General features: G+C 50.2%; 22 protein-coding genes. 16 read left to right on the forward strand and 6 right to left on the reverse strand.

Annotation, left to right across the window (positions count from 1 at the left end; all coding sequences use genetic code 11):
• Positions 1-9: 9 nt before the first annotated feature.
• From HV334_RS10300 to HV334_RS10320, 5 genes are all read left to right on the forward strand, one after another.
• Entirely contained in the window at positions 10-480 is a 471-nt protein-coding gene (locus HV334_RS10300) for an SRPBCC family protein (protein ID WP_053389504.1), read from the forward strand.
• Between the two features lie 206 nt (positions 481-686).
• Complete coding sequence (locus HV334_RS10305) at positions 687-1,829, forward strand: transglutaminase domain-containing protein (protein WP_181221629.1); 1,143 nt, start codon at positions 687-689, stop codon at positions 1,827-1,829.
• On the forward strand, positions 1,807-2,163 hold the full coding sequence (locus HV334_RS10310) for a mercuric transporter MerT family protein (protein ID WP_047416569.1): 357 nt from the start codon (positions 1,807-1,809) through the stop codon (positions 2,161-2,163). The genes HV334_RS10305 and HV334_RS10310 overlap by 23 nt, the downstream gene beginning before the upstream one ends.
• A complete protein-coding gene (locus HV334_RS10315; protein ID WP_016153460.1) occupies positions 2,160-2,441 on the forward strand; it encodes a heavy metal-associated domain-containing protein in 282 nt (93 codons plus the stop codon). The genes HV334_RS10310 and HV334_RS10315 overlap by 4 nt, the downstream gene beginning before the upstream one ends.
• Before the next feature lie 209 nt (positions 2,442-2,650).
• The gene (locus HV334_RS10320) at positions 2,651-3,316 is read left to right on the forward strand and encodes a YecA family protein (protein ID WP_047502102.1); all 666 of its coding nucleotides are present in this window, start codon (positions 2,651-2,653) and stop codon (positions 3,314-3,316) included.
• A 28-nt stretch (positions 3,317-3,344) separates the two neighbouring features.
• Here HV334_RS10320 and tyrP read toward each other — a convergent pair whose 3' ends face one another.
• Positions 3,345-4,556 (reverse strand): tyrosine transporter TyrP, encoded by a 1,212-nt coding sequence (tyrP, locus tag HV334_RS10325; protein ID WP_047502104.1) that lies wholly within the window; start codon positions 4,554-4,556, stop codon positions 3,345-3,347.
• Positions 4,557-4,781: 225 nt separating this feature from the next.
• Between tyrP and HV334_RS10330 the strand changes: the two genes are divergently transcribed.
• Positions 4,782-5,021 carry a YecH family metal-binding protein gene (locus tag HV334_RS10330; protein ID WP_049283072.1) on the forward strand — a complete coding sequence of 80 codons (240 nt, stop codon included), beginning with the start codon at positions 4,782-4,784 and terminating at the stop codon, positions 5,019-5,021.
• A gap of 45 nt (positions 5,022-5,066) precedes the next feature.
• Here HV334_RS10330 and ftnA read toward each other — a convergent pair whose 3' ends face one another.
• On the reverse strand, positions 5,067-5,564 hold the full coding sequence (gene ftnA, locus HV334_RS10335; RefSeq protein ID WP_016153456.1) for a non-heme ferritin: 498 nt from the start codon (positions 5,562-5,564) through the stop codon (positions 5,067-5,069).
• A 194-nt stretch (positions 5,565-5,758) separates the two neighbouring features.
• Positions 5,759-6,094 (reverse strand): YecR family lipoprotein, encoded by a 336-nt coding sequence (gene yecR / locus HV334_RS10340; RefSeq protein ID WP_181221631.1) that lies wholly within the window; start codon positions 6,092-6,094, stop codon positions 5,759-5,761.
• A gap of 268 nt (positions 6,095-6,362) precedes the next feature.
• On the opposite strand from yecR, the gene HV334_RS10345 reads away from it, so the two are divergent.
• The gene (locus HV334_RS10345) at positions 6,363-7,001 is read left to right on the forward strand and encodes an RpiB/LacA/LacB family sugar-phosphate isomerase (protein WP_016153454.1); all 639 of its coding nucleotides are present in this window, start codon (positions 6,363-6,365) and stop codon (positions 6,999-7,001) included.
• A gap of 33 nt (positions 7,002-7,034) precedes the next feature.
• Here HV334_RS10345 and HV334_RS10350 read toward each other — a convergent pair whose 3' ends face one another.
• Complete coding sequence (locus HV334_RS10350; protein ID WP_181221633.1) at positions 7,035-8,456, reverse strand: MFS transporter; 1,422 nt, start codon at positions 8,454-8,456, stop codon at positions 7,035-7,037.
• Between the two features lie 128 nt (positions 8,457-8,584).
• On the opposite strand from HV334_RS10350, the gene HV334_RS10355 reads away from it, so the two are divergent.
• Positions 8,585-8,836: a DUF2766 family protein gene (locus tag HV334_RS10355; protein ID WP_016153452.1), complete on the forward strand. Its 252-nt coding sequence runs from the start codon at positions 8,585-8,587 to the stop codon at positions 8,834-8,836.
• Positions 8,837-8,974: 138 nt separating this feature from the next.
• Here HV334_RS10355 and HV334_RS10360 read toward each other — a convergent pair whose 3' ends face one another.
• Complete coding sequence (locus HV334_RS10360) at positions 8,975-9,478, reverse strand: non-heme ferritin-like protein (RefSeq protein WP_016153451.1); 504 nt, start codon at positions 9,476-9,478, stop codon at positions 8,975-8,977.
• A gap of 553 nt (positions 9,479-10,031) precedes the next feature.
• Between HV334_RS10360 and HV334_RS10365 the strand changes: the two genes are divergently transcribed.
• From HV334_RS10365 to otsA, 6 genes are all read left to right on the forward strand, one after another.
• Positions 10,032-10,589: a DJ-1/PfpI family protein gene (locus HV334_RS10365; protein ID WP_019077051.1), complete on the forward strand. Its 558-nt coding sequence runs from the start codon at positions 10,032-10,034 to the stop codon at positions 10,587-10,589.
• A 315-nt stretch (positions 10,590-10,904) separates the two neighbouring features.
• Positions 10,905-11,894 carry an arabinose ABC transporter substrate-binding protein gene (locus HV334_RS10370; RefSeq protein WP_003034602.1) on the forward strand — a complete coding sequence of 330 codons (990 nt, stop codon included), beginning with the start codon at positions 10,905-10,907 and terminating at the stop codon, positions 11,892-11,894.
• A gap of 115 nt (positions 11,895-12,009) precedes the next feature.
• The gene (gene araG / locus HV334_RS10375) at positions 12,010-13,524 is read left to right on the forward strand and encodes an arabinose ABC transporter ATP-binding protein AraG (protein WP_016156817.1); all 1,515 of its coding nucleotides are present in this window, start codon (positions 12,010-12,012) and stop codon (positions 13,522-13,524) included.
• 14 nt (positions 13,525-13,538) lie between these two features.
• The gene (gene araH, locus HV334_RS10380) at positions 13,539-14,525 is read left to right on the forward strand and encodes an L-arabinose ABC transporter permease AraH (protein WP_047502108.1); all 987 of its coding nucleotides are present in this window, start codon (positions 13,539-13,541) and stop codon (positions 14,523-14,525) included.
• A gap of 175 nt (positions 14,526-14,700) precedes the next feature.
• Positions 14,701-15,504, forward strand: coding sequence for a trehalose-phosphatase (gene otsB, locus HV334_RS10385; RefSeq protein WP_181221635.1), 804 nt, complete (start codon positions 14,701-14,703; stop codon positions 15,502-15,504).
• Positions 15,479-16,888: an alpha,alpha-trehalose-phosphate synthase gene (gene otsA / locus HV334_RS10390; RefSeq protein WP_181221637.1), complete on the forward strand. Its 1,410-nt coding sequence runs from the start codon at positions 15,479-15,481 to the stop codon at positions 16,886-16,888. Before otsB ends, otsA begins: the two co-directional genes overlap by 26 nt.
• Before the next feature lie 17 nt (positions 16,889-16,905).
• On the opposite strand, the gene uspC is transcribed toward otsA, so the two are convergent.
• A complete protein-coding gene (gene uspC, locus HV334_RS10395) occupies positions 16,906-17,334 on the reverse strand; it encodes a universal stress protein UspC (RefSeq protein WP_016153445.1) in 429 nt (142 codons plus the stop codon).
• Positions 17,335-18,127: 793 nt separating this feature from the next.
• Between uspC and flhD the strand changes: the two genes are divergently transcribed.
• On the forward strand, positions 18,128-18,469 hold the full coding sequence (gene flhD / locus HV334_RS10400) for a flagellar transcriptional regulator FlhD (RefSeq protein ID WP_181221639.1): 342 nt from the start codon (positions 18,128-18,130) through the stop codon (positions 18,467-18,469).
• Positions 18,466-19,050 carry a flagellar transcriptional regulator FlhC gene (flhC, locus tag HV334_RS10405; RefSeq protein ID WP_085951062.1) on the forward strand — a complete coding sequence of 195 codons (585 nt, stop codon included), beginning with the start codon at positions 18,466-18,468 and terminating at the stop codon, positions 19,048-19,050. Before flhD ends, flhC begins: the two co-directional genes overlap by 4 nt.
• The last annotated feature ends 69 nt before the right edge of the window (positions 19,051-19,119 follow it).

The raw sequence follows: 19,119 nt of genomic DNA on the forward strand, positions 1-19,119 counted from the left end.
GCCTGCACTATGGCTGACTATCAGTTTTCCACAGTCTGGCGTGTTGAGGCTTCAATTCAGGAGGTATGGGATGTTTTTTCCCATCCGGATAGCTGGCCTGAATGGTGGGGAAGTCTGGAACGCATCGTTGAGATAAGGAAAGGGGATTTACGGGGTATTGGGGCGTTGCATCGTTATACCTGGAAAGGGGCGCTTCCTTATCGCTTAACCTTTGATATCAATGTGTTGAAAATACGGCCTTGCACACTGCTTGAAGGACAAGCCAGCGGCGCGGTGGAAGGGCGAGGGGTATGGTCTTTTACTGCCAATGGTACAGCGACTATTGTCAGATATGACTGGAATGTGCGTACCACGATCCGCTGGATGAATTATCTCGCCCCGCTGGCAGCACCTGTATTTCGCTGGAATCACAATACGGTCATGCGCGAGGGGGCAAGAGGGTTAGCCCGCAAACTGGCAACGACTGTGTATATAGTCTGAACGTATCTCCGCTGCTGTACTTTTTTGGCTGTAAATGGCTTAATAGCGACCTTGCAGTTTCTCACTTCATTCACAGTTAACAGGTCTGTTATTGATGAATAATCTCCATCGACTCGCCTTTTTATGCCAGCCTCTGTCTGCTGTGATGATCGCGTACGGTTTCCCCTTTAGCCGTAGCTCAACTCTTACAACCTGGACAGACAGCAATGCAACGTCGTCAATTTCTCAAAAATAGCGTTCTCCTTTCCGCCGCCGGATTAGTCGGCCCTGCAGTCATTAGCCAGACGGTACGTGCCGCTGAGCCATCCGTTGCGCCAGTGGCTCGTCGACGCTTTGTCTTATCTCAAACGTATAAACTTAATCCTCCTAAGGGATCGAGCGGCGTGGTGAAACTGTGGATCCCGCTACCGGTGGATACCGCGTTTCAACAAATGACGGCGCTTGCCTTTAGCGGAAACTATAAGCAGGCGTACGTCACCACCAATAATACCTATGGCGCGAAAACGCTGTTTGCCACCTGGGCAGACTCGCAGGGTGAATTGTTGGTTAACGTTGATATCGACATTGAAACCGCCGACTGGGAACCGCTGAAGCAGGACGCGCTGAAAAACTGGCAGGCACCTGAGCAGATTATTTATCCGCTGGATGTAAAACCGTATCTGTTGCCGACGGCACATACCCCAGTTGATGGACTGGTCCTGGAAACCGCGCGTAAAATCACCGGTAATGAGCAGGATCCGCTGAAAAAAGCGCGCCTGATTTACGAATGGGTCAGCAGCCATATGGAGCGTGACAACGACGTTATTGGCTGCGGCACGGGGGATGTGGCGGAGATATTAAAAAGCGGTAAGCTCAAAGGAAAATGCACCGACATGAGCTCCGTTTTTGTTGCTCTGGCGCGGGCCAGCGGTATTCCGGCGCGCGAACTGTTTGGCATCCGTCTGGGCAAGGCCAATAAGCTCGAACGTTACTCGAAAAGTGCTTTTGGCACAGCCGACAGTGCAGGCGTTGCCAATGTGAGCGGCGGACAACACTGCCGCGCTGAGTTCTATCTGGCAGGTTACGGTTGGTTACCGTGCGACCCTGCTGACGTGACCAAAATGCGTCTGGCAGAGAAAAAAACGCATCAGGATGCCGATGTCCAGGCGGTTAACGCTTACCTGTTTGGTAACTGGGAAATGAACTGGGTTGGATTCAACTACGGACGTGATTTCGAGTTGTATCCGGCAACGGAGCAGGGGGCCATGAATAACTTTGGTTATCCTTACGCTGAAGTCGATGGCGACCCGATCAATTTTTATGATCCTAAAGCGTTCTCCTACAGCTATGTCGCCACAGAACAACGCTAAAGGTGCGGGGATTACCCTGTTGACGGCTGCTGCGGCCGCCGTCACCGCTGGCTTATGCTGTGTTGGACCGCTACTTTACCTGCTGTTTGGTATTTCGGCGGCGAGCTTCGCCGTTTTCACCCGGTTTGAGTTTTTGCGCACTCCTCTGGTACTGCTGTCCCTGGGATTATTACTGCGTGTCTTCTGGCGGCTCTATTTTTCCAAACGGTTGTGGTGCTCCGGGTGGTTAACTCTGAAGCAAGCGCGCGTTCTCTACTGGTGCGCGCTGGCATTGATTTTGCCGGTGCTATTTTACCCAACGCTTGTTGCCTGGTTTTATGAGGTATTTGAATGAAGATCTTCGCGTTAGTTGCATGCTTGCTGTTGCCGCTGTGGGCTCAGGCGGCCAATCAAAAAGTGGTGCTGGATATACAAAATATGACCTGCTCGTTATGCGTTATTTCGGTCAATCAGGCGCTACGTGAAACCGACGGCGTGATTAAAGCAAAATCCTCTCTCAAAACCCGGCAGGCAGAAGCCATCGTGCCAGAAGGTTTCCCAACCGATACTCTACTTAACGCAGTAGCGAAAACGGGCTATACCGCAACGCTCAACCGTATTGAACAACAGTAAACCACCTGCGGGTGGTTTTATTGTGTTTTCCCGGTATGATGCCCGGCGGCTTAGTGTTCTCTTTTGTGCGTTAACTACCGGAATTCCCCTCTTTTCCTGTTAACCTGAACAGGCGGCTGCTGTAAGCCGCATATGCCCATTTATATCTGTTATCCCTCCAGCCATGTAGGATGATCACAGGCAAGATTTTTTGACTAAGGAAAAGCGTTATGAAAACGGGACCATTAAACGAGAGCGAACTGGAATGGCTGGATGATGTACTGACTAAGTACAATACGGATAAGGCTATTCTGGATGTGTCAGAACTGGATGGTTTACTGACGGCGGTACTGAGTTCACCGTATGAAATTGAACCGGAGCAGTGGCTGGTCGCTATTTGGGGCGGCGCGCAGTATGTTCCTCGCTGGTCCTCCGAAAAAGAAATGACGCGTTTCATGAACCTGGCGTTTCAACATATGGCGGATACGGCCGATCGCCTGGATGAATATCCTGAGCAGTTTGAGCCGCTGTTTGGTTTGCGTGAAATTGACGAGCATGAACTGACCATCGTTGAAGAGTGGTGTTTTGGTTATATGCGCGGCGTCGCGCTGTCGGACTGGTCCGCGTTACCAGACTCGTTAAAACCGGCGCTCGAGGCTATTGCGCTGCACGGTACGGAAGAAAACTTTGCGGTCGTTGAGAAAATGACGCCAGAAGCGTTCGAAGAGAGCGTGGATGCCATCCGCCTGGCGGCGCTGGATCTGCATGCTTACTGGATGGCGCATCCTCAGGAAACGCCGATGAAAGTACCGGTCAAAGTGGATGCCAAGGTAGGGCGCAATGACCCTTGTCCGTGCGGTAGCGGTAAAAAATATAAGCAGTGTTGTTTGCATTAAGAAAAAGGGGCATTAAGCCCCTTTTGTTTTAACCCACTTCCGGTAGTAATCCTGCTGCAATAGAAAACTGTACGGCTATCACCACAATGCCGCACAAAAATACCAGCGCCAGCGCCGGAGCACCCCCTGCCACGCGGTAGTTAGCCTGTGGATTCTGTTTTCTGCTCTGCCATGCCAGCATCGAGGGAATGAGCAGCGCCAGCACCGCCAGGGCAACGCCCGCATACCCCAGGGCCATGACGAAACCACGCGGATAGAACAGCGCGAATGCCAGCGGCGGCAGGAAGGTCACCACGCCGGTTTGCATTCTTCCTGCTACGTTATTGCGGCGCTGGAAGAGGTCGGCCAGGTAGTCAAATAATCCCAGTGCGACGCCGAGGAAAGAGGTTGCCAGCGCAAGGTCGGCAAACAGATGCACCGCCAGTTCGACGTGCGGCGAAGCCACGACTTCACGTAATGCTTGTAATAAACCGTTTAAACCAGCGTGGTTGGCTAACAGCCCCATGAACGTTGAGGAGTTAATACTTCCAAGCGTAGCCAGTTGCCAGAAGATATAGGCGACCAGCGGAATGGCGCTACCGGTGATAAACACCCAACGCAGTTTACGGATGTTACCGTTCATATAGCTGACGATACTGGGGACGCTGCCGTGAAACCCGAACGAAGTGAAGATAACCGGGATTGCAGACAGTGCCAGCCCCTGCTGAAGCGGCAACGTAAGCAGGTTTACTTTATGGATATGCGGCATTAACAGGGCCAGCATCACCACCAGGAAGATTATCTTGGCACTGAACAACAGACGGTTGAACAGATCGACCAAAGATGTGCCAACGCAAACCACACCACCGGCAACAAAGGTGAACAGCAGTACGCCTGTTGTCGGGGAGAGCGTTGTCCCGGTCCAGTCGCTGATGCTGGAAGCCAGCAACTCACCAGCGCCACTGATATACGCCGCCGTCAACGCGTACATTAAAAACATCATGCTAAAGCCCGTTACCCATTGTCCGTAACGACCAAGATAACGTTTTGCCAACGTACCCAACCCGGTGTCTGCCGGTACGTGTTGATACACTTCAAGCAGCAACAGCGCGGTGTAGCACATTAGCGCCCAAAGACTCACTAACAATACCAGTGTGACGCTAAACCCCACGCCTGCCGCGGCCAGCGGCATTGCCAACATACCGGCACCAATCGTGGTTCCCGCCACGATAAAAATACTACCCAGGGTTCTGTTTTTCACGCTTTCCTCTGTCCCAGAGATAATCAACGGTTATATCTGCGGCGCAGGTTAAGGCAAAACGCTATTTTCGTCAAATCACCGTTACAATGAGTGTACATTAATCTTTACGAAGTTTGGCGCGTTAAGATGTATCACAAATGATATTTATCTGCGGGTAAACCTGCGTTAGCGCAAAGCAAGGCCGTGCCGTTCACATTAGGCTACGGACTTTATTGAGGAGGTAGTATGGAATCTATTCACGGTCACGAAGTGCTCAACATGATGATTGAATCTGGCGAGCAGTATTCAAATGCCAGCCTTGAAGCGGCGATTGCGGCACGGTTTGGCGAGCAGGCTCGTTTTCACACCTGTTCTGCGGCGGATATGTCGGCAGCTGAGCTGGTGGCGTTTTTAGCGGCGAAGGGAAAATTTATTGCAAAAGAAGACGGCTTCTCTACGCACGAAAGCAAGATCTGCCGTCACTGATTTTAGCGGGTAATGATGGCGGGTTGCCTTCATTACCCCACAACATTAATTCTGTGTATCAAGCGTAGCCAGTTCTTTATCGATGAAATAAAGACCTTCGCCACTTTTCCCTGCCAGCGATAACTTATCAATGACAGATTTAAATAATTTCTCTTCTTCATGCTGCTCGGCAACATACCATTGCAGGAAATTAAACGTCGGATAATCCTGGTGGGTCATTGCCGCGTGTGCCAGCTCATTAATTTTCTGGGTGATCAACTGCTCGTGTTCGTAAGTAACACGGAACAGTTCGTCCAGAGACGCATATTCAGCAAAGGGGGAAGGAACGGTGTTAATACACGGCAAGCTGCCGGTATCGGTCAGGTAGTCAAACAGACGCTGCATATGCGTCATCTCTTCCTGGGCGTGACGGCGCAGGAACGCGGCGGCACCTTCAAAGCTATGATAGCTGCACCACGCGCTCATCTGTTGGTAGAGCAGAGATGAATATAATTCAAGGTTCATTTGCTCATTCAGTTGGTCGATCATTTCTGTTTTCAGCATGGTTGTGCTCCACAAACGTTATTATATATTAGCGTGGCGTCACTATAATTTGTTATTTAATTATTTGCAAAAGGTAAAATAATAAATTTATTTATTAAAAATGCGAATGGGAATAAAACGCATTAACGCTATTAAGCGGGGAATATAAATAATGAAAAGGCAGAAGACCAGCAATAATGTGCTGGTCGAAAATATTAATAATTGAAGGCAGGCGACTGGGATACCGCAACGCCGTGACACTGCCAGGCGAGCGTGATTTTGGTATTTAAGCACAGAGAACCGGCATATACGCTACAGGTTGACACCGGCTGACCAAACGCCATTGCGTTGGCATAGCCCAGGCGCTGACACTCTTTGGTGGCTGTGCCTTGGGTAAGGTAGTCATCGGTACGCGCCGTTTGTAGCATGGCCTGGTTGTAGGTCAGGCGAACGACGCCGGTGATGGCACTGGCTTCGCTGACCTGCGCCTGTTTAGTAATAGTGCATCCTGTCAGCACGAGCGGCAAAAGGGCAAGGATAAAGGTCTTCATATGATCGCTCTGAAAGTTCGGAGATAGGCTATCATGGCATATGTGGTGGCGCATCAATGGCTTGAATAGCCTGAAGATCACCTGCGATTAATCGCAACGACGTCATTTTATTGAGGCTATTCTGAGCTGTCTCAGGAAAAATGTGAGCACCTCATTATTTTATAAAACAAAATTTCATTAAATTTGAAAGTGAGTTTGCAAAATAGTAATGTGGCCTGAATGTTATGACTTTCAGCGGGCCTCCGCAGCGCATTCAGGAGATTACAGAATGAAAATTGCATTGATGATGGAAAACAGCCAGGCAAGCAAAAATGCCATCATTCATAACGAGCTTAAAGCCGTTGCGGATGAGAAAGGTTTTCCAGTGTATAACGTCGGGATGAGCGACGAAAATGACCATCATCTGACCTACATCCATTTAGGGATTATGGCCAGCATCCTGCTCAATTCCAAAGCCGTGGATTTTGTGGTTACGGGTTGCGGTACGGGTCAGGGGGCAATGATGTCACTGAATATTCATCCGGGCGTGGTGTGTGGTTACTGTCTCGATCCGGCAGACGCATTCTTGTTCTCTCAGATCAACAACGGGAATGCGCTTTCTCTGGCATTCGCCAAAGGTTTTGGCTGGGGTGCTGAGCTGAATGTGCGCTATATGTTTGAAAAAGCATTCACTGGTCGTAACGGCGAAGGGTATCCACCAGAGCGTAAAGAGCCGCAGGTGCGTAACGCGGGGATCCTGAACCAGGTGAAAGCGGCGGTGGTAAAAGAAAACTATCTGGACACTCTGCGCGCTATCGATCCTGAACTGGTAAAAACCGCCGTATCTGGCCCGCGCTTCCAGCAGTGCTTCTTTGAAAACTGTCAGGACAAAGCGATCGAAGCGTTTGTACGCGAGATAGTTGGCTAAATCCTGTTGGCCCGGCGGTGTTCGCCTGCCGGGCTACTTGTTCTTGTTAGAAACCGCGCTTCCAGCATCATGGGCAAGCCGCAGCGTATCAACCATACCTACCAGACAAATAATCGCAATAGCGACAAAGGCCAGCCGGAAACTGATCCCCGGAATATTGCCTAACGCCAGCCATTCACTCACCTCATCACCGATACGGATCCCGATAGCGGCCAACGAAATGCCCAAGCCTACCGCTAATTGTGTTGCCGTACTGAACAGCGTATTGGCGTAGCTCATTTGTGGCCCGGGGACGTCCGCAAAGGCAAGCGTGCTGATGCCGGTAAACTGAATTGAGCGGAACACGCCGCCCAGATACAACACCAACAAAATAACCCACACCGGGGTCTGCGGCGTAATTAATGCACAGGCCAACAGCGCCAGGACGTTTAACGCACCGTTGATTAACAGTAGTTTCTTAAAGCCCAGCCAGCGTATCAACGGCGTGGTGGCAGGTTTTATCGTCAGATTGCCCACAAACACCGCCAGAACCAGCGAACCCGCGTGAAAAGCGTTCATGCCAAAACCTACCTGGAACATTAACGGCAGCAGAAATGGTACAGCGCTAATAGATGCACGAAATAGCGACCCGCCGTACAGGGTGACGCGAAAAGTAGGGACGCTCATGGCATCAAGACGAATCATCGGCCAGGTAGTGTGACGAAAATGATGCAGGGCAAACAGAAAGGTCGCGGTTCCTAGCGCCAGCAGCCCGGCGGTTAGCCAGCCCTGCGGCTGCTGGGTTCCCAGTAACTCCATAGCATACACCAGGCTAACCATCGCAACTGAGGTCGCGATAAAACCCGCTATATCAAATGGACGGTGCTCGTCGTCATGAATATCCGGGATAAAACGTAGCGCCAGCGCGATCGCTAAAACTCCCAGCGGTACGTTAATAAAGAAGATCCAACGCCAGTTAGCATAGCTGGTAATGAATCCTCCAAGCGGTGGTCCGATGATAGGCGCGACTAACGCGGGCCAGGTCAGGGTAGCTATGGCGGTGATCAACTGATGTTTAGGCGTGGTGCGCAGTACCGCGAGACGGCCAACAGGAACCATTAGCGCGCCACCCACACCCTGTAAAATTCGCATTGCTACAAAGCTCTCAAGGCTTTCGGACAAACCGCATAAAACCGAAGCGAGAGTAAAAATCGCCAGCGCCAGGGTAAACACTTTTCGGGCACCGAAGCGATCCGCAATCCAGCCGCTGGCGGGGATAAGCACCGCGAGGGTGATCAAGTAGGCGCTGATACCAATGTTCAGGTCTACCGCCTGTACGCCAAAGCTTTTGGCCATGTCGGGTAGGGCTGTGGCAATCACCGTGCCGTCAATAAATTCCATAAAGAAAGCCCCGGCAACAAGTAATGCTGCCGGGGAAAGACCGCGTTGGTTCTCAACCGCTAACTGTTCACTCATGTTGTGCTTGCCATCTCAAAAGAAACTGACTGGACCTTTTTTATTTTCAGCGCATTTGTAATGTGTGCGCGGCTATCGTTTCGATCGCTGAATAGGTACTATGACGACCTTTCTATAAGGAGCTCACTATGTCCCAAACATTGAATGCCGATCAGGAACTGCTCTCGGACGTTGTTGCCTGTCAGCTGGTTATCAAGCAAATTCTGGATGTTCTTGATGTTATTGCCCCGGTAGAAGTTCGGGAAAAAATGTCCAGCCAACTGAAAAACATCGATTTTTCCAGCCATCCTGCAGGGGCCGATCCGGTCACTATGCGCGCAATACAAAAAGCGGTTGCCTTGATCGAGTTGAAATTCACGCCGCAGAATGAATCCCACTAAAATAAACCGTTGTTTCAGATTTTAGAAAGGTTTTTTTGCGCCTCGCAGAATGGGAGGCGCGTGCCAGGGAAAATCAGAGGTTGACCGGATAAGGTGCGCTGCATCGCTATCCGGCATTAACGCGATGAAAACTGAAGATTAGTGATGCTGGTAGTTAACGACGTTGAGCAAGTGCTTATCGGTTTGCGCCATGCACAGCCCCGCGCGTTTGGCGCTGCGGACTTCATCAAGAATCGTCTGTAACAGCACGCCATCCTGCTGCTGCTCTTTTTCCAGGTCGTGAAGAAAATCAATGGTTGGCGCATCGTTTAATGCTTCAGCTTCATTGGTTAAACGCGAGAGTTTACTCGAACGCTGTTGATATTCATCCAACGTTTTCTGAAACAATTCTTCAAGGGAACTCAGTTCATCACCCGGCACATCCATGGCCTTGACGATGGGATTAGCCCCGGCACTTTTCATAAAATTGAACATACGCATCATTTGAGTCACGTTACCTTGCGCCTGCGTGCGTAGAAACGTGGCTGTACCTGTCAGGCTATGTTCGTAGCACCATTCGCTGAGATGCAGGTAAAGATTCGAGGCGTAGAACTCGAGGTTCATTTGTGTATTGAGTTTATGAACAATTCCAACTGCAGCCATATCAATATCCTTATTTCCAGAAAGGGGTATGTACGTTACTCACGCCAGTACAGCGGGCTGCCGCTGCACTTCACCTCTACGTACAATTAAAACTGTTAGCAGAATAAATCCGTTCCGCCGGTCCTTTAGTGATCACGAATTATATTCGCTCCGATCGAGATTCAGCATAACGCTTGCCCTGGTATAAGAAAATCCTTAAATCTGCGTATTTATGTTTTTTTACATATTGTCATAACAGTATTCATGCTACTGCTGTTTTGGCATATAGATGACATGAATGTAAGGGGTTGAAATTTATGTCATTAAATGATTTTTATGATAATGAAATGGTGTTTCATATCACAAAATTAAATTCCACAATAAGGTATTGTCTGGCATCTGATGATTATCTGCCCAAGTTGAAAGGCAATTTCACGATCGGGATGAATTAGTACAAATTATCTGATGGCTAATTTTTTGCGCCAGATCAGTTTTAATCAAATTGAGAAATTTAACAGTCTGCACTGGTCGTCATTAATTGTTTCGTTTATGTGGATTAAGCAAGGAGTTACATATGAAGAAGGTTGCGGTGCTGCTGGCACCCGGTTTTGAAGAGGCGGAGGCGATTGTTACCCTTGATATTCTGCGTCGCCTGAATATCGAAGTCGAAACCCTGGCCTGCGCAGAGTCACGTGCGGTGGTGAGTTATCATGACGTACCGATGGTGATGGATAGCACGCTGGCCGCGCGCCAGACGTATCTCTACGATGCCGTCGTATTGCCAGGCGGGCCGCAGGGCAGCGTTAATCTTGCCGCCAGTGAGGCGGTCATCCAGTTTGTATCTCGTCATGATCAGGCAGGAAAGCTCATTTGCCCCGTATGTTCTGCGGCCGCGCGCGTGTTGGGCGGCAACGGTCTGCTGAAGGGGCGTCGCTATGTTTGCTCAGGAGATCTGTGGCAAAACGTCACGGACGGGGAATATATCGATGCGCCGGTTGTTGAAGATGGCAATCTGATTAGCGGCAAAGGATTAGGGCATATTTTCGATTTTGCGTTGACGCTTGCGGCGCGCCTGCTGGGAGATGACATTCCGGTTCGCGATCACGCTGACCACATTTATTACCGATGGTAATCATGTTCCCGAATGCTTCGGTATTCGGGAACAAGGATTCGTTGGCTGATGTTATGGATTAATTTGCTATCCCTCTTTTTTCCCGTCGACAAAACCGCGTTTTTTTATGTCATTTCCCGCTGAATTTATGTACGCAATTACTGTAATTCTGTGGTGTGATGCCGCTCTCTTATGGAGAATCAATTTCCCGCTAAAACTACTCTCAGCACTGGCATTGATCTTCTCACTAAAAGGTAATGCCTTGTTTTACGTCCGAATTACAAAAAATCGTCTGATTTTACCCTACATAAAAGAACGTTAAAGCTGGAGTTAACCATGCACAAATTCACTAAAGCGCTGGCTGCCATCGGTCTGGCTGCCATTATGTCACAATCCGCTATCGCTGAATCCATGAAGCTCGGTTTCCTGGTCAAACAACCGGAAGAACCGTGGTTCCAGACTGAATGGAAATTTGCCGATAAAGCCGGTAAAGACCTTGGCTTTGAGGTGATTAAAATTGCCGTCCCGGATGGTGAGAAGACCCTTAACGCCATCGACAGCCTGGCTGCAAGTGGCGCAAAAGGGTTTGTGATTTGTACGCCGGACCCCAAACTCGGGCCTGCCATTATGGCCAAGGCGCGTGGCTACGATATGAAAGTCATTGCCGTCGATGACCAGTTTGCTAACGCCAAAGGTAAGCCGATGGATACCGTACCGCTGGTGATGATGGCTGCAACCAAAATTGGTGAGCGCCAGGGCCAGGAGCTGTATAAGGAGATGCAAAAGCGCGGTTGGGATGTGAAATCCACAGCGGTAATGGCCATTACCGCGAACGAACTCGATACCGCGCGTCGCCGTACATCGGGTTCAATGGAAGCGCTTAAAGCCGCAGGCTTCCCGGAAAAACAGATCTACCAGGTCCCCACTAAATCGAATGACATCCCCGGGGCATTCGATGCCGCTAACTCCATGCTGGTTCAGCACCCTGAAGTCAAACACTGGCTGATTGTCGGCATGAACGACAACACCGTGCTGGGCGGCGTACGTGCGACCGAAGGGCAGGGCTTCAAAGCGCCGAATGTGATTGGTATCGGCATCAACGGCGTTGATGCCGTGAGCGAACTCTCCAAAGGCGAAGCGACCGGGTTCTACGGTTCACTCCTGCCAAGCCCGGACGTTCACGGCTACAAATCAAGTGAGATGCTCTACAACTGGGTAACGAAAGGTGCAGAGCCACCGGCGTTTACTGAAGTGACGGATGTGGTGCTGATTACCCGCGATAACTTTAAAGAAGAACTGGCGAAGAAAGGCTTAGGCGGTAAATAACACAAATGCCGGATGCGACGCCAACGCGTCTTATCCGGCATACGAATTGCGTACTCAGTCGGCCGGATAAGGCAAAGCCGCTATCCGGCATAAAGATCTGACTCACGGAGACGTTATGCAACAGTCTACCCCGTATCTCTCATTTCGCGGCATTGGCAAAACGTTCCCCGGCGTTAAAGCGCTCACGGATATCAGTTTCGACTGCTATGCCGGTCAGGTGCATGCGCTGATGGGCGAAAATGGCGCCGGGAAATCAACACTATTAAAAATTCTCAGCGGTAACTATGCGCCAACGACGGGATCTTTGGCGATCCGCGGACAAGAGGTTTCGTTTGCGGACACCAATGCTGCGCTGAACGCCGGTGTTGCCATTATTTACCAGGAGCTGCATCTCGTCCCGGAAATGACCGTTGCCGAGAATATTTATTTAGGGCAGATGCCGCACAAAGGCGGGATTGTGAACCGCTCGCTGCTGAACTATGAAGCGGGTCTCCAGCTTAAGCATCTGGGCATGGATATCGATCCCGATACGCCGTTGAAATACCTCTCCATTGGTCAATGGCAAATGGTGGAGATTGCGAAAGCGCTGGCGCGCAACGCCAAAATTATCGCGTTTGATGAACCGACCAGCTCCCTTTCAGCGCGCGAGATTGAGAATCTGTTTCGCGTCATCCGTGAGCTACGCAACGAAGGGCGCATCATCCTGTACGTTTCGCACCGTATGGAGGAGATCTTTGCCCTTAGCGATGCCATCACCGTGTTTAAAGATGGTCATTACGTCAAAACGTTCACGGATATGCAGCAGGTCGATCACGACGCGCTGGTGCAGGCGATGGTCGGGCGCGACCTCGGTGATATTTATGGCTGGAAATCCAGACCTTATGGTGCAGAGCGCCTGCGTTTGCATGATGTCAAAGCCCCTGGCGTGCGTACCCCGATCAGTTTATCGGTGCGCAGTGGTGAAATTGTCGGATTGTTTGGACTGGTGGGCGCCGGACGTAGCGAATTAATGAAAGGTCTGTTTGGCGGCACGCGTATCACGGCAGGCCAGGTGTTTATCGATGAACAGCCTATTGATATCCGTAAACCGAGCCACGCCATTGAAGCGGGGATGATGCTGTGCCCGGAAGATCGCAAGGCTGAAGGGATCATTCCGGTCCATTCGGTGCGTAACAACATCAACATCAGTGCCCGTCGTAAACATGTTCTGGGCGGATGCGTGATCAACAACGGCTGGGAAGAGACCAATGCCGATCACCATATTCGCTCACTCAATATTAAAACGCCGGGCGCGGAGCAACTGATTATGAACCTCTCCGGCGGTAATCAACAGAAGGCTATTCTCGGCCGTTGGTTATCGGAAGAGATGAAAGTGATTTTGCTGGACGAACCTACACGCGGTATTGATGTGGGCGCCAAGCATGAAATTTATAACGTGATTTATGCCCTCGCGGCGCGCGGCGTGGCCGTGCTGTTTGCTTCCAGCGATCTGCCAGAAGTGCTCGGTGTCGCCGACCGTATCGTGGTGATGAGAGAAGGCGAAATTGCCGGTGAGTTACTTCATGAACAGGCGGATGAGCGCCAGGCGTTAAGCCTTGCTATGCCAAAAGTTAGCCAGGCTGTAGCCTGAATAAGGAGAGAATGATGTCTTCCGTTTCAACATCGGGTTCAGGTGCTGCAAAGTCGGCGCTAAATCTTGGTCGCATTTGGGATCAATACGGGATGCTGGTCGTGTTCGCCGCGCTGTTCCTGGTTTGTTCCCTCTTTGTGCCTAACTTTGCCTCTTTCATCAACATGAAGGGGCTGGGGCTGGCGGTATCGATGTCGGGTATGGTCGCGTGTGGGATGCTGTTTTGCCTGGCATCCGGTGACTTCGACCTGTCCGTTGCCTCCGTGATTGCCTGCGCCGGGGTCACTACAGCCGTGGTCATTAATATGACCGAAAGCCTGTGGATTGGCGTGGCTGCCGGGCTACTGCTCGGTATTCTATGTGGTCTGGTGAATGGATTCGTGATTGCGCGGCTGAAAATTAACGCCCTGATCACGACCCTTGCGACGATGCAGATTGTGCGTGGTCTGGCCTACATTATTTCCGACGGTAAGGCGGTAGGGATTGAAGACGAGCGCTTCTTCACTCTCGGCTACGCCAACTGGTTTGGTCTGCCGGCACCTATCTGGATCACGGTCGTCTGTTTCATCGTTTTTGGCTTACTGCTCAATAAAACCACGTTTGGTCGTAACACGCTGGCCATTGGGGGGAATGAAGAGGCGGCACGTCTGGCTGGGGTTCCGGTCGTTCGTACCAAAATTATTATCTTTATTCTGTCCGGGCTGGTTTCCGCCATTGCCGGGATTATCCTCGCATCACGTATGACCAGCGGCCAGCCAATGACCTCAATCGGCTATGAGCTGATCGTGATTTCCGCGTGCGTGTTAGGGGGCGTTTCGCTTAAAGGCGGCATCGGAAAAATCTCATATGTGGTAGCCGGGGTGTTGATTCTGGGAACGGTTGAGAATGCAATGAACCTGCTGAACATCTCTCCGTTCGCACAGTATGTCGTACGTGGTCTGATCCTGCTGGCGGCGGTGATCTTCGACCGTTACAAGCAAAAAGCGAAGCGTACTGTTTGATGATTTTAACCCCAACTTTTTAGTCTAGCTTTAGCTCATCGCCAGCCGCTACCCGGCTGGCGATTGTTTTTCCAAATGGCGAGCATGGTCACACTGTCTATACTTATATCCGTCATACATCATATATACGGCGCGATCCGCGCGGCGTACAGACCATGATGAGGAGGATAACCGGGTGACAGCATCACTGATCTTACCCCCTGAACAATCTGCAAGCTGTGCTTATTTTTTTGATCTCGATGGGACACTGGCTGAGATCAAACCTTATCCAGACCAGGTCGTTGTCCCTCAGACAATCCTGCAGTTATTACATCAGTTGGCGACGCATAATGCGGGTGCGCTGGCATTGATTTCAGGGCGCTCGATGGTTGAGCTTGACGCGCTTACCACTCCCTTTCGTTTTCCGCTCGCCGGAGTGCATGGGGCAGAGCGCCGTGACATCAATGGTCAAACTCATATAGTGCGCCTGGCTGCGGCAATAGAGCGCGAAGCAGGAGAGCTATTAAGTACCGCCTTGGCGACGATGCCGGGTACAACGCTTGAAGCAAAAGGGATGGCGTTCGCACTGCACTATCGCCAGGCCCCGGAACATGAAGCGGCGCTAATTAATCTGGCTGAGCGCATCACGCACAGATGGCCGCAGTTGGCTTTACAGCACGGAAAATGCGTTGTGGAGATTAAACCAAAGGGTACGAACAAAGGTGACGCAATTGCCGCATTTATGCAGGAAGCACCTTTTGCCGGACGGGTCCCCGTTTTTTTTGGTGACGATCTGACGGACGAAACAGGATTTGGCGTGGTTAATCGCGCAGGGGGCATTTCCGTGAAGGTGGGGAATGGAGCGACGCAGGCGACATGGCGTCTGGATGGCGTGAGTGATGTCTGGCACTGGCTGGAACAAATTAACTCTTCGCAGCAAGAATCGAAAGCAACGAATAACAGAAGAGGTGGCTATGAGTCGTTTAGTCGTAGTATCTAATCGTATCGCCTCACCCGATGACAAAGGGAGCGCAGGTGGGCTTGCCGTCGGTGTGCTGGGCGCGTTGAAGGCTGCTGGTGGCCTGTGGTTTGGTTGGAGTGGCGACACGGGTAATGAGGACAAACCATTAAAAAAAGTCACGCGTGGCAATATTACCTGGGCTTCGTTTAATTTGAGTGAACAGGATTACGAAGAGTATTACTGCCAGTTTTCTAATGCGGTTTTATGGCCTGCATTTCATTATCGCCTCGATTTGGTGCAGTTTCAGCGTCCTGCATGGGAGGGCTATCAGCGGGTGAATGCCTTGCTGGTAGATAAACTGCTGCCGCTGCTCAGCGATGACGACATAATCTGGGTTCATGATTACCATCTGTTGCCGTTTGCCAGCGAGCTGCGTAAACGCGGCGTGAATAACCGTATCGGTTTTTTCCTGCACATCCCTTTTCCGACGCCGGAAATTTTTAATGCCTTACCCCCACATCAGATGCTACTTGAGCAGATGTGTGATTTTGATTTACTCGGTTTCCAGACCGAGAACGATCGTCAGGCTTTTCTGGATTGTCTGGCAGCCCAGACTCAGGTAACCAAGCACCACCGAGCATGGGGAAAAGCGTTTCGTACCCAGGTCTATCCCATCGGTATTGAGCCGGATGAGATCGCCCGCCAGGCTTCAGGACCTTTGCCGCCGAAGCTGGCGCAACTGAAAGCAGAACTCAAAAATGTGCAGAATATCTTCTCCGTTGAGCGTCTGGATTATTCTAAAGGTTTGCCGGAGCGCTTTCAGGCCTATGAGGCTCTGTTGGAACACTATCCGCAGCACCACGGTAAAATTCGCTACACCCAGATAGCGCCAACTTCGCGTGAAGAAGTGCAGGCCTACCAGGATATTCGGCACCAACTGGAGACTGAAGCGGGGAGGATTAACGGTAAATATGGGCAGTTGGGCTGGACGCCGCTCTATTATTTAAACCAGTACTTTGATCGTAAATTGCTGATGAAAATCTTCCGCTACTCTGATGTAGGGCTGGTGACGCCGCTGCGAGATGGTATGAACCTGGTTGCGAAAGAATTCGTGGCCGCGCAGGATCCTGCCAACCCCGGCGTGCTGGTGTTATCGCAATTTGCCGGGGCCGCGAATGAGCTAACTGCCGCGCTTATTGTTAATCCTTATGACCGCGACGAAGTGGCTGGCGCATTAAACCTGGCTCTGACGATGCCGCTTGCTGAGCGTATCTCCCGCCACGCTGAGATGCTCGAAACTATCATTAAAAACGATATCGACAACTGGCAGGCGAAGTTCATTTGCGATCTGGAAAAAGTCATCCCACGTCAGAGTAAACAGCCATTGCCAGACAACGTTTCTCCCTGCACTAAACTGGCGTAACGCTCAGAAAACGCAGGTCAATCTCCAGCCAGTGGAACCAGCAGAACATCCACGTGGCTGGCACCGATCACGCTTTTTGCTGAGCAGGACGCGCGCGAAAAGAAGCTGTGGTTATGGTTGCCATAAATGACCAGATCGACCGCGTGTTTACGGCATACATCCAGAATATGTTCATTCAGTGCCCCATAGGTAATAAAGGTATGCTCAATGGGGTACTGTGCTTCTTTGCTGAGCTTGTCGATAAAATCCTGAGTCTCCTCTTGCATCACTTCACGCAGGTCCTCCAGCATAGGTGCTGCAAACTGATTATACAGTTCAGGGTCTGAGACCAGGGTTATCAGGCTAATACGAGCGTTGACAGGGCGAGCGATTGAAACCGCCTTGGCTAACAACTGCTGGCTTTCAGGGGTGGCGGCAACGGCCACAAGAATGTGTGTATAGCTCATAACTCGCTCCTTTTTTCAAGAATTATGAGAGGGTTTCTCAGCATTGCTCAGCTTACTCCATACTGCAACGTTTCCTTCCTGGATAGTGTGAATGTCATCATGCTTATTCATTAATTATTCTTATAAATAGAATAATTGCGTCATATAACTTGTAAATACGTTCAGCTTACTTAAGTAAAACTCACCGCTAATGAAAACAATGTGTTAATTAAAAATTAACAAAAGTTAACATTTAATGGGTTATCACTACCCGGTATTAATTAATCACCCTTAATATTTAAGTCATTGTTTATAAAGGATTTAATTGAAATGGTGTTTTACATTAAATATGTGATCAAGCTCGCTATTTCACAACGTGATATTAACGTTTGTGAACAAAATACTATTCGCTTTTATTGCAAGAATATTCGTATGTCAGGAATTGAAATGGCGAATTTGAGGTTAAAAAATAAGCAAAGTAAAAGCTGTGCTGATGGATTTATGTTAAGTGTTTAGCTGGTTTATGTGATCTATGTCACATATTCTTCAAATTCGCAGCATAGCTACGTTGTATGTGTAACGGGCGGCGGGTAGAGTTGCGTCGAATTAGGAAAAATCTTAGACATTTGTAAGAATTGATGTGAGCTTGTAAGGGGCGCGGCTTTCTGAAAAGGGAATGTTTAGACAACGCGTAAGTGCCGTCATGCTGCTATGTATTTGACCTTTTGCTTTTTTTTTACCGGGCCTTCCCGGCGACATCACGGGGTGCGGTTTCACCGCATGAAAACAATGTTGGTTATTATGGATGCAAATAATGCATACATCCGAGTTGCTGAAACACATCTATGACATCAATTTGTCATATTTATTGCTTGCACAGCGTTTGATCGTTCAGGACAAAGCATCAGCGATGTTTCGCCTTGGTATCAGCGAAGAAATGGCGGACACGTTGGCAACATTAACACTTCCACAAATGGTCAAACTGGCTGAAACAAACCAACTGGTCTGTCATTTCCGTTTCGACGATCACCAGACCGTTACTCGCCTGACGCAAGGCTCCCGCGTTGACGATCTTCAGCAAATTCATACCGGTATCATGCTTTCAACGCGACTGTTAAGCGACATCGATGAAGCAGCGCGCAAGAAAAGGGCTTGATGATGAGCGAAAAAAGCATTGTTCAGGAAGCGCGTGATATCCAGCTGGCAATGGAATTAATCACATTGGGCGCCCGTTTGCAAATGCTGGAAAGCGAAACGCAATTAAGCCGTGGCCGACTTATCAAGCTGTATAAAGAATTACGCGGCAGCCCTCCGCCAAAAGGGATGCTGCCTTTCTCCACCGACTGGTTTATGACATGGGAACAAAACATTCATGCTTCGATGTTTTGCAACGCATGGCAATTCCTGCTCAAAACTGGTTTGTGCAGCGGCGTGGATGCCGTGATCAAAGCGTATCGTTTATATCTTGAGCAGTGCCCGCAGCCAGAAGAAGGGCCACTGCTGGCGTTAACTCGCGCATGGACGTTGGTGCGTTTTGTCGACAGCGGATTGCTGGAGTTGTCCCGATGCAATTGCTGCGGTGGGAATTTTATTACCCACGCTCACCAACCCGCAGGCAGCTTTGCCTGCAGTTTATGCCAACCGCCATCACGCGCCGTAAAAAGACGTAAACTTTCCCAGAATGCTGCCGATATTATTCCACAACTGCTGGATGAACAGATCGAACAGGCTGTTTAACTGATACGGTGTGGACAAACACTCCAGCAGCGGTAAGCGATTACCGCTGCTTTTTTTTGTCCTGACCTC

It is taken from the genome of Citrobacter sp. RHBSTW-00944, assembly GCF_013615435.1.
Taxonomy (GTDB): Bacteria; Pseudomonadota; Gammaproteobacteria; order Enterobacterales; family Enterobacteriaceae; genus Citrobacter; species Citrobacter braakii.

What these genes read in the sequence shown, in the direction of transcription:
- otsA (WP_181221637.1), top strand. Translation starts at nt 15,479, where the DNA reads ATGAGTCGTTTAGTCGTAGTATCTAATCGTATCGCCTCACCCGATGAC.
- HV334_RS10310 (WP_047416569.1), top strand. Translation starts at nt 1,807, where the DNA reads ATGTCGCCACAGAACAACGCTAAAGGTGCGGGGATTACCCTGTTGACG.
- araH (WP_047502108.1), top strand. Translation starts at nt 13,539, where the DNA reads ATGTCTTCCGTTTCAACATCGGGTTCAGGTGCTGCAAAGTCGGCGCTA.
- HV334_RS10305 (WP_181221629.1), top strand. Translation starts at nt 687, where the DNA reads ATGCAACGTCGTCAATTTCTCAAAAATAGCGTTCTCCTTTCCGCCGCC.
- HV334_RS10365 (WP_019077051.1), top strand. Translation starts at nt 10,032, where the DNA reads ATGAAGAAGGTTGCGGTGCTGCTGGCACCCGGTTTTGAAGAGGCGGAG.
- HV334_RS10350 (WP_181221633.1), bottom strand. Translation starts at nt 8,456, where the DNA reads ATGAGTGAACAGTTAGCGGTTGAGAACCAACGCGGTCTTTCCCCGGCA.
- flhD (WP_181221639.1), top strand. Translation starts at nt 18,128, where the DNA reads ATGCATACATCCGAGTTGCTGAAACACATCTATGACATCAATTTGTCA.
- HV334_RS10355 (WP_016153452.1), top strand. Translation starts at nt 8,585, where the DNA reads ATGTCCCAAACATTGAATGCCGATCAGGAACTGCTCTCGGACGTTGTT.
- HV334_RS10320 (WP_047502102.1), top strand. Translation starts at nt 2,651, where the DNA reads ATGAAAACGGGACCATTAAACGAGAGCGAACTGGAATGGCTGGATGAT.
- HV334_RS10370 (WP_003034602.1), top strand. Translation starts at nt 10,905, where the DNA reads ATGCACAAATTCACTAAAGCGCTGGCTGCCATCGGTCTGGCTGCCATT.
- ftnA (WP_016153456.1), bottom strand. Translation starts at nt 5,564, where the DNA reads ATGCTGAAAACAGAAATGATCGACCAACTGAATGAGCAAATGAACCTT.
- HV334_RS10330 (WP_049283072.1), top strand. Translation starts at nt 4,782, where the DNA reads ATGGAATCTATTCACGGTCACGAAGTGCTCAACATGATGATTGAATCT.
- yecR (WP_181221631.1), bottom strand. Translation starts at nt 6,094, where the DNA reads ATGAAGACCTTTATCCTTGCCCTTTTGCCGCTCGTGCTGACAGGATGC.
- HV334_RS10345 (WP_016153454.1), top strand. Translation starts at nt 6,363, where the DNA reads ATGAAAATTGCATTGATGATGGAAAACAGCCAGGCAAGCAAAAATGCC.
- uspC (WP_016153445.1), bottom strand. Translation starts at nt 17,334, where the DNA reads ATGAGCTATACACACATTCTTGTGGCCGTTGCCGCCACCCCTGAAAGC.
- araG (WP_016156817.1), top strand. Translation starts at nt 12,010, where the DNA reads ATGCAACAGTCTACCCCGTATCTCTCATTTCGCGGCATTGGCAAAACG.
- HV334_RS10315 (WP_016153460.1), top strand. Translation starts at nt 2,160, where the DNA reads ATGAAGATCTTCGCGTTAGTTGCATGCTTGCTGTTGCCGCTGTGGGCT.
- HV334_RS10360 (WP_016153451.1), bottom strand. Translation starts at nt 9,478, where the DNA reads ATGGCTGCAGTTGGAATTGTTCATAAACTCAATACACAAATGAACCTC.
- HV334_RS10300 (WP_053389504.1), top strand. Translation starts at nt 10, where the DNA reads ATGGCTGACTATCAGTTTTCCACAGTCTGGCGTGTTGAGGCTTCAATT.